Raw genomic sequence first — 14,666 nt, forward strand, 5'->3', positions numbered from 1 at the left:
TATCAGCGAGCTATCCTAAAATAGGATTACGTATGCTGGCTAACCGCCGTTCGCGGATAGTCCGACATCGCGTTGACGGAAACGACCGCCTCCGTCTTCTTGCTCGGCTTGCTCCAATAGTGTTCGTTCCCGGGCAAATCGTCGAACCAGGCAGCATCCGGCGGACAATCCAGCACCATGAATTTGCCGTACTGGCCGTCCCGAGATTGATGGTACTTCAAATACGCTTTGCCGTCTTCGATAGCTAGAATTTCTATTTTACCGGAGGTGTGGCTCATCGACAGGCGGACGCGCTTGCCGAGCCCGGACGTTCTCGCCTTCGCTTGCTCGACGAGCTCGTAGACCTTCGCGAGCGGAAGAACGAAATCGCTGTTGCCCGCGACCGGACGGTTGACGAAGAAGTAGTACGGCGTCACGCCCGCCCAAGAAAGCCGGTCTAACAGCTCGCTGAGCACGTTCGGGTCGTCGTTGATCCCGCGAAGGATCGGCGTCTGATTGACGACGATCGCGCCGGCGTTATGCAACGCTTCGAAACCGCGCACCGCTTCCGGAGTAATTTCTCTCGGATGATTGATATGGGCCATGACGTAAATGCGCTTCTGCGCGTCGGAAAATTCCCTAATCGTTGCAAGCAGCTGTTCGTCCTCGTATATGCGCATCGGATTGAACACCGGGATTTTCGAGCCCAACCGGATAATCTTGACGTGATCGATCGCCCGCAGCCGCTCGATAATCGAACGCAGCTTCGGCGTTCCCAGAATCAGGCTGTCGCCGCCCGTGAGCAGCACGTTGCTGATCTCCGGGTGTTCGGCGATGTACTTCAGGCCCGGCTCCACGTCGTTCACCGCTTCCTTCACGTCGTTGCGGAACAGCCTCTTGCGGAAGCAGTAGCGGCAATAGGCGCCGCACACCTCCGACACGATCAGCAGCGCCGTCGATTTGTACTTATGCTGGCAACCGGGCACGACGTAGTTCGTATCCTCGTCCGAGGCGTCCCAACGGCCGTATTCCTTCAGCTCCCCTTCGTTAGGGATGACCAGCTTGCGCAACGGATCGGCGGGATCGTTCCAGTCGATCAAGCTCAAATAAAACTCGTTCACGCGAAACACGAACTTATCCACGATTCGCTTCAGTCTCTGACGCTCCGTCTCCGGTAGATGAGCGATGCGGTCGATGTCGGTTATATACTTGGGTTGTGCCAATCGTAAAACCTCCTCAAGTTTATAGTCGATCGAACGGCGGCGTAATGTTACCGGACCTTCCCAACCCCCTTCCTTCGCCAAAATAAAAAGACCCGTTCGCGCGCGGAAACCTACGGCTTCCATGCATTCGGGTCTTCCGAAGAAAGCAAAAAAGACCCGCGAAGGGTCAATGACGGCAGATGTTCGGATCTGCTCAATATTGCCTGACCCATCTCAAGCTGACGAGGTTAGCTGACGGACTCGGGATAGATGGTTCCCTACGATCCGAGAATGCCGGACCGATTCGCCCCAGAAGAGTGGTTCCCCCGCTTCCCGGCCCACGCCGGGAACTAAGCTTCTTTAACTATATGCCATGTTAGCAAAAGGTGTCAATTATCCCTGGGGATTAGGAAAAGCGTATGCCCGCTCTACTTTGCAAATCTTAATCTCGTACTGCGAGTACCATTCGCCCTTTCCCCTCGCTTGCGCGACAAGGTGCTCCTCGTTGCCGCGCCAATGCTTGATGGCGTCGAGGCTCTCCCAATACGAGATCGTAATGCCGAACCCATCGGCGTTCCGGACGCTCTCGACCCCCATGAAACCCGGCTGCCGCTTCGCCAGCTCGACCATCCGGGCGGCCGTCTGCCCATAATCGCTGTCGCCTTCCGTACGCTGGCTGGAGAAGATCACCGCGTAACACGTACCGTTCTCGCCCGATTTCAGACCGTGACTCATTGGCATCGCTTGCATCGCTCCTATCCCTGGAATTCCTTTCCCCATTGTATCAGAATGTCACAGGAGGTTGGCGAAACCGCCTTCTCTTGCGAACAAGCCATTGCGCGAATATCAGATTCGGCACCCAGCAGAGCCAACCGATCACGACGAACGTTTCGTTCGTATCGGCAAGACCGAACGCCCCGTCCGCGATTCCCGTGTATATCCGCAACATGATCGCCGCGCACGTAAGCGCATAGTTGCGCGTCATCCAGCGGCTGTGCGACTTGGCGTCGCGATCGGCGATTATGCTTTTCAAACCGCGGTACATGGTATAGAGCCACAAGACGGATAGCGTGGCGAAACCAGCTTTGCCGATCCACCCGCCGTTGGCGTAATACGCCATGTACAATCCGGTCGCGCCGCCGGCGGCAAGCATGACCGAGTACGCGTATCCGATAGCGCGGTGCAAGCCCTTTCTTCGTTTGCGTATCCTCTTCACGAATTGCAGCCAACCGATCGAGAGCGCGACGCCCGAGGAAGCGGCATGCACCCATAACATCTTGTACCATAAGTCCGGAAGCTCGATTTCCTTCGATGTCACGAATTCCTGAGCCTTAATCCCCTCGTAGTCGCCGTAGAAAATAAAGGAGTATGACCCTATCCCGAGAGCCAGCGCCGCAAGGAGCACGAATGTCCATTTAGGCATGATTTTACCCATATCCCATCACTCACCATCGATTGTTTTTCCCTCAATCGCAGTGTAGCGCTGAAATGAAACGGCCGTAAGCGGCCAGCGTCGGATAAGTCTGCCCTTCTAAGGTCCAGTGCGATCCCCGACCGGACCCCCTCTCACTCGCATTCCTGATCGGCTTCGGCAGCCATTCCCTGCCGCGCCTGGTACGTTTGCCCCCATGCTTTCATCGCCAGGATGATCGGCTCCAGCGTTCTGCCGTATTCCGTCAGCGAATACTCGACTCTCGGCGGCACTTCGCCGTACACCTGCCGATGGACGAGTCCGTCGCGTTCCAAATCCCGAAGCTGCAGCGTCAGCATGAACTGGGTCAATTTCGGATATAGCCTGCGAAATTCGCTAAACCGCTTCTTGCCGTCAATCAGGTGATACAGAATTACGCCTTTCCATTTGCCCCCTATAACGTCCAAGGCGGTCTCGACGCTGCATGGCTTGGCCGGAGTCGGTTTCGCCTCGATTTTGCTTGCGTTCGCCATCTACGCCACCCTCCCAATAGTATGATTTTTCATACTTAATCTGATAAATCTGCGTACTTTTGCATATCCAGTGTATCTCATATACTGGATTCGAACCATACTTCGAAATACCGAAAGGATGTAAGAACATGTACGCAATCGGAGTTGCGAAAAATAACCGCTTTACGAAATTCGAGCTGGAAACGCCGACGCCGGAGGGAAAAGATTTGCTCGTAAGGGTGAAAGCCGTCTCCGTCAATCCGGTAGACTTGAAAGCCCGGGCAGGGGGCAACCCGAATGACGAGCCGATGATTCTCGGTTGGGACGTCGCGGGAGTCGTGGAGGAGGTCGGCGAGAAGTGCGTATTGTTCAAGCCGGGAGACGAAGTCTTCTATGCGGGAAGCAGAATCCGCCCGGGCTGCAATAGCGAGCTTCATCTCGTCGACGAGAGAATCGTAGGGAAGAAGCCTAAGAGCCTGGACTTCGCCGAAGCCGCCGCCTTGCCGTTAACCGCGATCACGGCGTGGGAAGCGCTGTTTCATCGCATGAAACTTTCACGTCATGAATCGGATAACGAGGGACGCTCGATTCTCATTATCGGCGCGGCCGGCGGCGTAGGCTCGATCGCTACGCAGCTTGCGAAGCTGGCGGGTTTAACGGTCATCGGAACGGCTTCCCGGAAGGAATCTTCCGATTGGGCGCGCGAGCACGGCGCGGACATCGTCATTAACCATCGCGAATCATTCGTTCCCCAATTGAAAGCGGCCGGACTCGATGCCGCTGACTACATTCTGTGCCTGAACAGCACCGCGGCCCATTGGACGCAAATGGCCGACGCGATCGCGCCGCAAGGTAAAATCTGCGCGATCGTGCCGGCCGAAAAGCCCGTAGACGTAAATGCTATATTCAATAAAAGCATCGAGTTTTATTGGGAACTGATGTTCACCCGCCCGATGTTCCACGCCCCTGATGCGGTAGAACAGCATCGCTTGCTGGATGCCGTGTCGGAACTGGTGGACGCCGGACGAATCCGGACGACGCTGACGAAGCGCCTATCGCCGATCAATGCCGCCAATCTCGAGCTGGCGCATGACACGCTGTCCGCCGGCGACATGATCGGCAAGCTGGTCTTGGAACGGTTCGAGTAACCTTCCGGTTAAGCCAATACGCCTTCAATCCGCTTGAGGATATCCTCGGACAGGGTAATGCCCGAAGCGCTGGCGTTCTGCTCGAGCTGCTCGACCTTCGTCGCGCCGACGAGAGCGCTCGCCACGCTGTCATGGCGGAGAATCCACGCGATCGCGAGTTGCGACAGCGTAATGCCGATCTCTTCCGCGATGACGATCAGTTGCTCTACTTTCTCCAGGTACTCTTCCGTCAAGAAGTTATTAATCCACATATTCGCCTTCGGATCGCTCGCGCGGCTGCCGGAAGGAATGCCTTGACCGCGACGGTATTTGCCGGTGAGCACGCCTTGCGCGAGCGGCGAGAAGACGACTTGCGAGATTCCGTTCTTCTCGCTTACAGGGATAATCTCTTGCTCGATTCCGCGGGAGAACATACTATACTGCGGTTGGTTGACGACGATGCGGTCCAACAGGTATTTATCCGCAACGTGAAGTCCTTCTTGAATTTGCGCTGCCGTCCATTCGCTCACGCCGACGTACAAAATCTTGCCTTGGCGAACGAGGTCTTCGATCGTGCGAAGCGTCTCTTCCACCGGCGTATTCGGATCGTAACGATGGCAATAGAAAATATCGACATAGTCCATCTGCAGGCGCTTTAAGCTCGCATGAACTTGCTCGAACACATGCTTGCGCGACAGACCCCTGTCGTTCGGTCCGTCTCCCATCGGCCAGAAAGCTTTCGTCGCCACGACGTACGAGTCGCGCTTGTGTTGCTTCAGCGCTTGGCCGAGCAGAATTTCGGCTTCTCCGCGCTCGTATACGTTGGCCGTATCGAAGAAGTTGATGCCCAGCTCGAATGCGCGGTTCGTCAACTTGCCTACCGTATCCGTACCGACCGAGTTGCCGTATGTTAACCAACTGCCTAAGCTGATCTCGCTGACTTGTAACCCTGTATTGCCTAATTTGCGGTATTTCATGTCTATTGCCTCCATCTATGTCCTATTGTAAACACGCGTTCACGAGGCTTATAAAGCGAGAGTGAACGCGTGTTCACTCTTCCCATAGCGTATCAATACCGGTGTCTCCTGTCAACTGTGTCGAAATTTCCACATTTGAGCGAGCTTACTCTTTGCCGAACCGTTTGATCGCTCTAGCTTTGGCGCGCTGGATTTCCACTTGCCTGTCGCGCGTCGGCGAGTTGGTGACAAGCGATCCGAGCAGCTTGCGCGCTGCCTCCGACACTTCCCGCACCGCGAGCTGGAACGCCGCTTCGTTCGCTTTGGAAGGCGCGTTGAAGCCCGAGAGCTTCCTTACGAATTGCAACGATGCGGCCCCGATCTCGTCCTCCGTCGCCGGCGGTTCGAAATTGAACAACGTCTTAATGTTTCTGCACATCCCGCAACCTCCATGATTTCCATTTGTCGTCTATTATATCGCGTATTCGCGGGTAACGCGAAATCGCTCTATCGGCGGCAGTTCGTCAGGACGACTCGTCCCGACGGTTGCTTGTCGTTTACCGCTTCTCCCGTATCTCGTGGGCAATCCGCTCCGCAAGCGCCGCAGTATCAACAGCTCCAAGGTCTCCCTCTCCGCGTCTGCGCACGGACACCGTCCCTCCGCTTCGCTCCTGCTCCCCGACGATCAGCATATACGGCACCTTTTCCAGTTGCGCCTCGCGAATTTTGTAGCCGAGCTTCTCGCTCCGAACATCGATCTCGGCGCGAATCCCTCTGGCGGCAAGTACCCGCTTCACTTCCAGCGCGTAGTCTAGGAACGCATCCGACACCGGAAGCAGCTTCGCCTGAACCGGCGCCAGCCAAGTCGGGAAAGCCCCGGCGTAATGCTCCGTCAAGATGCCCATGAACCGGTCGATAGACCCGAAGATCGCACGGTGGATAACGACAGGCCGATGCTTCAGCCCGTCTTCTCCGATATACGCGAGCTCGAACTTTTCCGGCATTTGAAAGTCGACCTGGATCGTGCCGCACTGCCAGCTCCGCTTAAGCGCATCGAGAATGTGGAAGTCGATCTTCGGCCCGTAGAACGCGCCATCCCCCTCGTTCAAGCTGTACGCGATGCCGCTTCCATCGAGTACGCGTTGCAACGCCTCTTCCGCCCTGTCCCACGACTCTACGGCTCCCATGAAGTCTTCGGGCCGCGTCGACAGCTCGATCCGGTATTCGAATCCGAACACCGCGTACATCCGGTCGATAAGCGCGATAACCCGGCGAATTTCCTCCTCGATCTGGTCCTCCCTCACGAATAGATGCGCGTCGTCCTGGCAGAACGTCCGCACCCGCATCATTCCGCTGAGAGCGCCGGAGAACTCGTGCCGATGCACTTGCCCGAACTCGGCTATTCGGATCGGCAGCTCGCGATAAGAATGCAGACTGTTCTTGAATACGAGCATGTGGCCCGGGCAGTTCATCGGCTTCAGCGCGAACGGCGTCTCGTCTACGTCCGTGAAGTACATATTGTCTTTGTAATGATCCCAGTGTCCGGATTGCTCCCACAACCGCCGATTCATCATGAGCGGAGTGCGAACCTCCTCGTAATCGTGCCGTTGCTGCAGCTCTCGCGAGTAATTCTCGAGCTCCGTTCGGATCGTCATCCCTTTCGGTAGATAGAACGGCATGCCCGGCGCTTCCTCGGAGAACATGAACAGCTCCAGCTCCTTGCCGAGCTTCCGATGATCCCGCTTCTTCGCTTCTTCGAGCGCGTGCAGATGCTCGGCGAGCTGCGAAGCCTTCGGGAACGCCGTACCGTATAGGCGCTGCAGCATCCGATTGTTCGAATCCCCGCGCCAGTAAGCACCCGCTACGCTTAGCAGCTTGAACGCCTTGACCCGTCCCGTGGACGCGACGTGCGGACCCCGGCATAGGTCGAAAAATTCTCCCTGGTCATAGATCGTAATCTCCGCAGACTCCGGCAAGTCGCGGATCAGCTCAAGCTTGAGCGTATCCCCGATCTCCTCGAAGATCCGCACCGCTTCCTCCCTATCGACCGCGCGCCTAACGATCGACCAATCCTCCCGCACGATGTTGCCCATCTCCGCTTCGATCTCCGCCAAATCCTCGTTCGATAGCGCCCGGCCGATGTCGATGTCGTAGTAGAAACCGTCTTCGATCACCGGCCCGATGCCTAGCAGGACCGCTTCCCGTCCGTAAATTCGCGCGATCGCTTGCGCCATCACGTGAGCGGCGCTATGTCTAAGCCGATCGAGCGCCTCCCGTTCCTTCACTGCCTGATCTTCCATTTCCTTCTTCCTCCCAGGGTTGAATTGAACGCAAAAAAACGCCTCAGTCCACAAAGGGACGAGTGCGTTCAGCTCGTGGTTCCACCCTCATTCGGCTTGCCCTCGATGAAACATTCGGCAAGCCCTTATTCGGAATCCGGTAACGGGGATCGGTCGGCGGCGTTTACTGCCTTGGCGAATGGCGAATCAATCGCTTCCGGGTTCAGCGTCGCGGCTGCAAAGGGGTAATCCCGCTCCGGTTGCCGTGGGGATTCTCAGCACTCATCCCCCTCTCTGTACCGTCCGTGAACGAGACCATGTCTTTGGTCATTGCCTGCTTTGGATTAAATTGTACCTATTATAGCGCCGATCTTGCTTCGGAGCAATAGAGCTTTGTTCCATGCTCGATCCCGATCACTGCGCCCGCCCCTTAAAGTAATCCCGAACCTCCAGCCAATCGTTCACCCGGACGTATCCGGTCTCGTTGCGGTTATGGTTCGCCGTGAACAGAATGCCTTGGCCCTGAAACCCTTGAAAATGCCTCGTATTATCGTCGATCAAAAAGTCCGCGCGAATGATGCTCTTATCCCCGCAGAACACGAAGTTCATTTCGTCGAGAAAATCGAAATGCTCCTTCAACCATTCATACTTCGCCGTGAACGAAGTCGGAACTTCCATCGCCGCCGTCGCGATGAAGATCTCGTAAGACCGGGACAGCTCTTCAATCACCTCTTGGCTGTGCTCGATCGGAGGCAAATCGCGGAAAAAATCCGGCGTGAGCAGCAGCTCGTGGATTTCCCGGCCCAGCTCCGGGCGCAGCTCTCTCAGCTTTTTGCCATGCAAATCCGCGACCGTTACGTTCTCGTTGAATTTCTTATTGAACATTGCTACGTGCTTCGTGGAAAACTCGGCGATGACTTCGTCCATGTCGATGGCGATCCGTTGTTTGCTCATGTTCATTCTCCTGCTTCTGATCGTTATTTGCATTATTTTGTTATATCGGCTGTCGTCTGTCAATGGCGCGCTCGCATCTCGCACCCGGAATCGCATATTTTATCCTCCACTGGAACCGCTGCACACCTGCAATTCTGCTGTTAATCCTACCCGAAATCGCTCATTTATCCTTCATCCTGCAAAACCGCAGGTATTGGACCTGCAAACCTTCAATGGAGTCACGCGGCTAGCTATCACCTGCACATTTACATTTATTGATTACATACCCTACCGATTCTATGAAATAGCTGTACGATCGCAGGTTCTATTGGTTAGCGAAGAGAGTAGGATTCCCTCCGTCGCTGTGCTGCCGTATTCTGACATCCTAAAATGAGGTAAAGAGCGCTCGGCTCCTTATGACCGGTTCTTCGTACTTGCCGAACGGGTCTGCCGGGACCGCGGACGGAGAGGCCTGCGAAGAAGAAGCCGCCCCTTCTTTTCCGTTATTATGGTTAGTGGAATTGTCTCCGCATGCGGTTGTTGCGAGCAGAGTTGCGACCGCAGTGACGAGCAGCATTTTTTCCATTGGTTGAATGAACCCCTTTCGATGGGCTTGATGCTTACAATGAGATTGTAAAATAAAGCGGTTACATTGCGAGAGAGACTGCGGTACCCGGATAGAGGGAATGCGGTACGCGGGAAAATGTGACAGAAGGGAGGCGGTGGAAAATCGTCCGATCGCCGTACGGGCTTCTACCTGTCCGATTCATGAAATGTATTGACGACTAAGCGGATCGGAATTAAACTGTTATTTGTCTGCTTTTTATTAACCTTGCCGGAGATAGTGCCCTAATGAATGTCAAGCTTGTCCTTATCAGCATATACATAGCTTTGATCTATTGGCTTTCGACCCATTTATCCCCACTGCACGCCTTATTCTTCCCGACGCTCGGCGCTTTCAGTTTCTTGCTCGCATCCCGCGAATTCGATAGGAAGATCGCCGGCAACATGCTGATCGGTTCGACGATCGCCGCGGTGATCGGCACGTTGCTGCATGTCTTGGAGCCCGGCGCCGTCGGTCTGCTTGCCGATTGTTTGCTTGTCGGATGGCTCATTCACCGTTTCCGTTGGAATGCGCCGCCGATTCTAGCCGTATCCATCATTCCTTTCTTCGTGGATCAAGGGAATGCCTGGATAACGCCGATCTGCGTGCTTCTGTCTCTCTCCGGTTTGATCTTCCTTCTCGCCGCAGCTAATCTGATCGGCGAAGCGTGGAAGTCGTTCGCGCTTAAGAGCCCGGTTGCATCCGAAGCGGATTAAGTTGTTAAGTACACAAAAAATAAACCACCTTCATAACGTAGAGTGCACCCCTTAGAATGGACATTGGAAAAACCCCTGGTTTATCCGATGAATTCTAGGGGGTGCATTTTTTATGGCTGTTAAGGGGCAGAAGTTCAAGCGATACACGCATGAGGTTAAAGTAGAGGCAATTCGCCTCCATGTTGAGGAAGGTTGGACTTATCGTCAGATCAATGAACATTTGGGGATTGCAGATCAAGATCGCATGAAAAAATGGATGCGGAAGTATCGGAACTTGGGGCAGTTCGGGTTATTGGATCGGCGTGGCCGAAAAACAGAATACATCAACCAAGATCGACACTTACAAAGCTTGATACGGGAAAATGAAATGCTAAAAAAGTGTTTGGAAATCTGGATGCGGGAGGTGTGCGTCGAAAGTACAGGGCCATTGAGCAGGCGTCAGAGTGGTATGCGGTAAGTGAGCTTTGCAAAGCATTTAAGGTTTCGCGCAGTGGTTACTACGCCTATTTAGCGCGTAAGGGGGCTAGTCGAGATAAGGATCTCAAAGCAAGAATCCAGGCCTTATATACGAAGTATGACGGTAAATACGGGTATAGGCAGCTTCAGCTTTTCCTTTTTCAAGAACAGGGAATATGGGTTAACCATAAGAAAGTTCTACGTCTAATGCAGGAGCTCGGGATACGTTCTAAAATCCGGCGTAAGCACCGCTGTAACTACGCGTCAACAGTCGGTGGGCGCGTCGTGGAGAATCTGTTAAAGCGAGACTTTCAAGCCAACATGCCAAATCGAAAATGGGTCACAGATGTCACTCAGGTTCGAGTGGCGGATACCTGGCTATATTTATCGGTCGTTAAAGATTTATTCAATAATGAAATCGTCGCTCATCATATGGACTTACGTAACGACAACCAACTCGTCTTGCGGACATTCGAGAAGGCCTTTGAAAAGCAAAAGGACATGTCTGGATTGATCGTTCACAGCGATCAAGGATTCCAGTACACGTCCTATGCATACCACGACATGCTGCCAAAGGTTGGCGCCCAAATCAGCATGTCACGCCGAGGCAATTGTCATGACAACGCCTCAATGGAGAGCTTCTTCTCGCATCTCAAAACGGAAGGGCTCTACCTCTATGATATACGAAGCGTTGAAGAGGCACAAAGGCGAATCGAAACTTATATTGCGTTTTATAACCATTCTCGACCGCAAAGAAGACTTAAAAAAATGACGCCGGTTGAGTACCGACGCCAGTTTGTTGCTTAGGTGTTTTTTCATTGTCCGCTAAATGGGGTCTTGACCAACGCTTGAAGGTGGTTTATTGCTGTTGGCCGGGTATTATTGGGCCGCTCTTGCTGAACGTACCATTAAGAGTATTAAATAAGGAGCGCCGAGCAAAGCGACGACGATGCCGGAAGGGATTTCCTTCGGCGCCAGGATCATTCGGCCGAGCCAGTCCGCCGATACGAGCAGCGTTGCTCCGAGAAGAATGGCGAGCAGCACCGAGCGGCGATGGTTCGGACCGGCCAGCATGCGTGCCGCGTGCGGCGCGAGCAAGCCGATGAAGCCGACGGCTCCCACGACCGAGGCCGCGACGGATGCGAGCAGTACGGCGATCAGCGCGACGACGAGTCGCGTATGGCGAACCGGCAGCCCCAACCCTAAGGAGCTCTCGTCATTGAAGGATAGCAGATCGACCCGCCGGCCGAGCCACCAACCGAGAGGCGCGAGTACGATGACGAATGGCAGGATCTGATAGAAATCCGTCCAGCTCCGCGCGTATGTACTGCCGGACAACCAAGCGAGCGCCGGCGCCAGCGTCAGTTTCGCGTGAATGACCAGCATATTGATCATCGCCGCCGTCGCGGCGGCTACGGCAATGCCGACAAGCGTGAGCACGGTCGGGCTCAAGCCGCGTTTCCATCCGGATGCATAGACGATTCCTGCTGCCAGCAATCCTCCCGCGAACGCGCCCAGCGGAATCCAATCGGCGGACAACTGCGGGAAAAGCAGCATCAGCGATATCGCGCCGACGCCCGCGCCGCCGGATACGCCGACGATATGCGGGTCGGCGAGCGGATTGCGCAACGAGCTTTGCATCAAGCTGCCGCTGGCCGCCAGCGCGATTCCTGCCATTAGCGCCGTTAGCATGCGAGGCAGACGAAGATGGATGATCTTCTCGTTGGCGGACGTACCGTTGCCGGTTAACGCGGCAATGACCTCGCTCGCCGACAGACGAGTGTTGCCGTACATCAGCGCACCGACGCAGACGATGAGCAGCATGCCCGCGAACAGGAAGACGAGCCACGCGTAAGGCATCCTTCTGCCCAACTGACCGACTTGCATCGTCGATCCGGCGGACGAGCCGGGCGAAGCGTTCAGTCGCTTCGATGCTCTTAGCGCCAACCAGATGATCCATGGCGCGCCGATAAGCGCCGTCACGGCGCCGGCCGGGAGCTCCCCGATCGCGCTGCTCGCGAACGTTCGCGCGATCGTGTCCGCGCCGACAAGAATAGCCGCCCCCCATAAGGCGCTGACAGGCAGCAGCCAAGCGTGGCGGGTCATGCCCGACAGCTTTACGACGTGAGGGGCGATAAGCCCGATGAAGCCGATCGGGCCTACGATGCTTACGCTAACGCAAGCCAGCACGATCGCCACGGCCATCGCGAATACGCGCGTTCTCGATACGTTCTGCCCAAGCGACCGCGAAGTCTCCTCGCCGAACGCGAGCAAGTCGAGATGCCTGACGGAAAGCAGAACGGCCGTTATCCCGCCTGCGATCCACGGCCATGCGAATCGCGCCCCGCTCCAGTCGTTCTGGCTGAGCGAGCCCGAACCCCAAATGAACAAGCCCTGCGTACTCTCCTCGTACAGGAGCTGCAACGCGCTCGTTATTGAAGAGAGCACCAAAGCTACGATCATCCCGGACAGCGCGATGCGAATCGGCGTGCTTCGGCGGCCTCCGCCCAAAGCGAATACGGCCAGCGCCGCTAATCCGCCGCCAAGCACGGCCATGGGAAATGCATATTGATGCAATAGCCCCGGCCAGAATATCGTGCCGAGCACGACAATCAAGTAAGCGCCGGCATTAACGCCAAGCGTTGTCTCGGAAGCGAGCGGGTTCCGGGTGACGCTCTGCATAAGCGCGCCGGCTACCGCCAGCGCCGCTCCGGACAGCAACCCCATTACCGTCCGAGGCAGACGAACGCCATGAATGATTTGATGCTCGGCGATATCTCGCGGGGACACGATCGCTTCGATTACGGTAGCTGCCGAGATATGCCGAAGGCCTTGCGTCAAGCTGATGAACGCGAGAATGGCCAGCAGCGCCGCTCCGCCCAGCAGCATCGCGAAAGGCTTCCAGCCCGTGCCGCGGGCCGCGGAACGGGCTGGAACAGTTCGGGAAGAAACAGGCGATACGCCTTGATTCTTCATCGCTTTCATTATTGTCCGGACAGCGCTTTAGCCGCGCGCTCCGCCATGATTTTCGCGGAGTGAGGTCCGCCGTATGGCCAGGTGTCCCCGCCCAGCGCGTACGTACGGTTTTCCTTCACGAATGTAAGTCCGGTCCATACGGCGTTCTTGGAGAGCATGCCGGCGACCGCTTCATCGTTCGTGATATGCAGGTAATCCGCCTCTTGCAAGGTCGTTAACGCTTCAACGTCTTTCGTCGAGAAACCGTATGCTTCGAATTGTTCCGGTTTATAGACGTTCTTGAGTCCGATGTTCTCGAGAATTCGGATCGCCAAACCGTTGTCGGTAGACAAGCGGAAATTGACCGCGTTCTGATTCGTATAAGCCATCGCGAGCACGATCGGCTGCCCTTCTTTGCCTGCCGCCGCAACCTTGGTCTTCGCCTCGTCGTACGTCTTCTGCAGGTCCGCCAGCACCGCTTCCGCTTCGGCGGTCTTGCCGACGGCGTCCGCGATCGTCTTGAACGTGCCAACCATCTCTCCGTATTGGTCCCCGTTGCCTTCCTCCGGGTACGGATTGAATAGCAGCGTCGGCGCGATCGCGCTCAATTGATCGTACGTCGCCTCGTGGCGGAACTTCACGCCGATGATCAGGTCCGGCTCCAGCGCCGTAATGGCCTCGAGGTTCGGCTCTTGGCGCGTGCCTACGTCTTGCGCGTCGGCCGCCAGCTCTGCCGGCAGCGATACATTCTTCTTCATATTCTCTATGTCCGCTACGCCTGCCGGCTGTACGCCAAGAACAAGCAGGTCTTCTGCGTATGTCCATTCCAGAACGACGACTTTCTTCGCCGTTCCCTTCACTTTGGTTTCTCCGAGCACGTGTTGAATGGTACGCTCCGCCTCCGCCGCCGGGCTCTCGGAAGCCAACGATGCGGATTCGGTCGCAGCCGGCGACGAAGCGGATGGCGACGACGCCTTCGCTCCGTTATTCTCATTGTTGTTATTCCCGCAAGCAGCCAGCAATACGAGCATTACGGATAATACGATGAATAGCGAAATTCTTCTGTTGAACATGTCTCTTAATCCTCCTGCGCGAAAAGCGATATTAGCGAATCCTAGTTATACCTCTGTCGATCGCTTCGACTGAGGTTGATAATCATTATCAATGGACTCAACATTCACTATGATAATCGTTCTCACTAGCGATGTCAACTCTCTTTTTATAGCGCCTCCGACTATGTCCGAAGCCCTACACCTTTCGATTCATTTGTTGAAATTTGTTCTGAAGGGTGTAGAATAGTAGAAGATCTAATCATTCCTACTTAATGGAAACATTGCGTCAACAGCACTCGCTGCGGAAGGAGAGGTCGACGATTAGAGATTGCAGAAGATGTGGAACACCCATTGCTCCTAACAGCAAGTACTGTATCGGATGCGGCGCTCTACAATCGTCCTCCACCCCCGAAACTACGCCTGAACGGCCATTACCGCCTATGGCGGGCTCGCCGATGCCTGAGCTTGCGCCGCCGTCATCGTC

At 55.5% G+C, this 14,666-nt stretch carries 14 protein-coding genes and 1 riboswitch; of the genes, 4 read left to right on the plus strand and 10 right to left on the minus strand.

Annotated elements, in window-relative coordinates; genetic code table 11:
- Positions 1-26 precede the first annotated feature (26 nt).
- From COHPA_RS0112070 to COHPA_RS0112085, 4 genes are all read right to left on the minus strand, one after another.
- Positions 27-1,202, minus strand: a complete 1,176-nt coding sequence (locus tag COHPA_RS0112070) for a KamA family radical SAM protein (protein WP_035120712.1) — start codon at positions 1,200-1,202, stop codon at positions 27-29.
- A gap of 201 nt (positions 1,203-1,403) precedes the next feature.
- Positions 1,404-1,548, minus strand: a riboswitch (cyclic di-AMP (ydaO/yuaA leader).
- A gap of 26 nt (positions 1,549-1,574) precedes the next feature.
- Positions 1,575-1,922, minus strand: a complete 348-nt coding sequence (locus COHPA_RS0112075) for an antibiotic biosynthesis monooxygenase family protein (RefSeq protein ID WP_425393682.1) — start codon at positions 1,920-1,922, stop codon at positions 1,575-1,577.
- A gap of 43 nt (positions 1,923-1,965) precedes the next feature.
- On the minus strand, positions 1,966-2,604 hold the full coding sequence (locus tag COHPA_RS0112080) for a DUF2306 domain-containing protein (RefSeq protein ID WP_169733262.1): 639 nt from the start codon (positions 2,602-2,604) through the stop codon (positions 1,966-1,968).
- Between the two features lie 143 nt (positions 2,605-2,747).
- Positions 2,748-3,125 carry a winged helix-turn-helix transcriptional regulator gene (locus COHPA_RS0112085; protein WP_027086427.1) on the minus strand — a complete coding sequence of 126 codons (378 nt, stop codon included), beginning with the start codon at positions 3,123-3,125 and terminating at the stop codon, positions 2,748-2,750.
- Positions 3,126-3,253: 128 nt separating this feature from the next.
- Between COHPA_RS0112085 and COHPA_RS0112090 the strand changes: the two genes are divergently transcribed.
- Complete coding sequence (locus COHPA_RS0112090; protein ID WP_027086428.1) at positions 3,254-4,252, plus strand: zinc-binding alcohol dehydrogenase family protein; 999 nt, start codon at positions 3,254-3,256, stop codon at positions 4,250-4,252.
- Between the two features lie 8 nt (positions 4,253-4,260).
- Here COHPA_RS0112090 and COHPA_RS0112095 read toward each other — a convergent pair whose 3' ends face one another.
- From COHPA_RS0112095 to COHPA_RS0112110, 4 genes are all read right to left on the minus strand, one after another.
- The gene (locus COHPA_RS0112095; RefSeq protein ID WP_027086429.1) at positions 4,261-5,208 is read right to left on the minus strand and encodes an aldo/keto reductase family protein; all 948 of its coding nucleotides are present in this window, start codon (positions 5,206-5,208) and stop codon (positions 4,261-4,263) included.
- A 145-nt stretch (positions 5,209-5,353) separates the two neighbouring features.
- On the minus strand, positions 5,354-5,626 hold the full coding sequence (locus COHPA_RS0112100; RefSeq protein WP_027086430.1) for a DUF2277 domain-containing protein: 273 nt from the start codon (positions 5,624-5,626) through the stop codon (positions 5,354-5,356).
- Positions 5,627-5,744: 118 nt separating this feature from the next.
- Positions 5,745-7,487 carry a threonine--tRNA ligase gene (gene thrS, locus COHPA_RS0112105; RefSeq protein ID WP_027086431.1) on the minus strand — a complete coding sequence of 581 codons (1,743 nt, stop codon included), beginning with the start codon at positions 7,485-7,487 and terminating at the stop codon, positions 5,745-5,747.
- 393 nt (positions 7,488-7,880) lie between these two features.
- Positions 7,881-8,420: a 5' nucleotidase, NT5C type gene (locus COHPA_RS0112110; RefSeq protein ID WP_027086432.1), complete on the minus strand. Its 540-nt coding sequence runs from the start codon at positions 8,418-8,420 to the stop codon at positions 7,881-7,883.
- An 831-nt stretch (positions 8,421-9,251) separates the two neighbouring features.
- Between COHPA_RS0112110 and COHPA_RS0112115 the strand changes: the two genes are divergently transcribed.
- From COHPA_RS0112115 to COHPA_RS0112125, 3 genes are all read left to right on the plus strand, one after another.
- A complete protein-coding gene (locus COHPA_RS0112115) occupies positions 9,252-9,719 on the plus strand; it encodes an HPP family protein (RefSeq protein ID WP_027086433.1) in 468 nt (155 codons plus the stop codon).
- A 112-nt stretch (positions 9,720-9,831) separates the two neighbouring features.
- Positions 9,832-10,176, plus strand: coding sequence for a helix-turn-helix domain-containing protein (locus tag COHPA_RS0112120; RefSeq protein ID WP_027085583.1), 345 nt, complete (start codon positions 9,832-9,834; stop codon positions 10,174-10,176).
- Entirely contained in the window at positions 10,125-10,982 is an 858-nt protein-coding gene (locus COHPA_RS0112125) for an IS3 family transposase (protein WP_027085582.1), read from the plus strand. Before COHPA_RS0112120 ends, COHPA_RS0112125 begins: the two co-directional genes overlap by 52 nt.
- A gap of 72 nt (positions 10,983-11,054) precedes the next feature.
- On the opposite strand, the gene fhuB is transcribed toward COHPA_RS0112125, so the two are convergent.
- Both fhuB and COHPA_RS0112135 read right to left on the minus strand, forming a co-directional pair.
- Positions 11,055-13,160, minus strand: a complete 2,106-nt coding sequence (fhuB, locus tag COHPA_RS0112130) for a Fe(3+)-hydroxamate ABC transporter permease FhuB (protein ID WP_027086434.1) — start codon at positions 13,158-13,160, stop codon at positions 11,055-11,057.
- A complete protein-coding gene (locus COHPA_RS0112135; RefSeq protein ID WP_027086435.1) occupies positions 13,160-14,203 on the minus strand; it encodes an ABC transporter substrate-binding protein in 1,044 nt (347 codons plus the stop codon). Before COHPA_RS0112135 ends, fhuB begins: the two co-directional genes overlap by 1 nt.
- Positions 14,204-14,666 lie beyond the last annotated feature (463 nt).

It is taken from the genome of Cohnella panacarvi Gsoil 349, from assembly GCF_000515335.1.
GTDB lineage: Bacteria > Bacillota > Bacilli > Paenibacillales > Paenibacillaceae > Cohnella > Cohnella panacarvi.

Coding starts and splice junctions, on each gene's coding strand:
- COHPA_RS0112135 (WP_027086435.1), bottom strand. CDS start 14,203: ATGTTCAACAGAAGAATTTCGCTATTCATCGTATTATCCGTAATGCTC.
- COHPA_RS0112080 (WP_169733262.1), bottom strand. CDS start 2,604: ATGCCTAAATGGACATTCGTGCTCCTTGCGGCGCTGGCTCTCGGGATA.
- COHPA_RS0112100 (WP_027086430.1), bottom strand. CDS start 5,626: ATGTGCAGAAACATTAAGACGTTGTTCAATTTCGAACCGCCGGCGACG.
- COHPA_RS0112085 (WP_027086427.1), bottom strand. CDS start 3,125: ATGGCGAACGCAAGCAAAATCGAGGCGAAACCGACTCCGGCCAAGCCA.
- COHPA_RS0112090 (WP_027086428.1), top strand. CDS start 3,254: ATGTACGCAATCGGAGTTGCGAAAAATAACCGCTTTACGAAATTCGAG.
- COHPA_RS0112110 (WP_027086432.1), bottom strand. CDS start 8,420: ATGAGCAAACAACGGATCGCCATCGACATGGACGAAGTCATCGCCGAG.
- COHPA_RS0112075 (WP_425393682.1), bottom strand. CDS start 1,922: ATGCCAATGAGTCACGGTCTGAAATCGGGCGAGAACGGTACGTGTTAC.
- COHPA_RS0112115 (WP_027086433.1), top strand. CDS start 9,252: ATGAATGTCAAGCTTGTCCTTATCAGCATATACATAGCTTTGATCTAT.
- fhuB (WP_027086434.1), bottom strand. CDS start 13,160: ATGAAAGCGATGAAGAATCAAGGCGTATCGCCTGTTTCTTCCCGAACT.
- COHPA_RS0112120 (WP_027085583.1), top strand. CDS start 9,832: ATGGCTGTTAAGGGGCAGAAGTTCAAGCGATACACGCATGAGGTTAAA.
- thrS (WP_027086431.1), bottom strand. CDS start 7,487: ATGGAAGATCAGGCAGTGAAGGAACGGGAGGCGCTCGATCGGCTTAGA.
- COHPA_RS0112095 (WP_027086429.1), bottom strand. CDS start 5,208: ATGAAATACCGCAAATTAGGCAATACAGGGTTACAAGTCAGCGAGATC.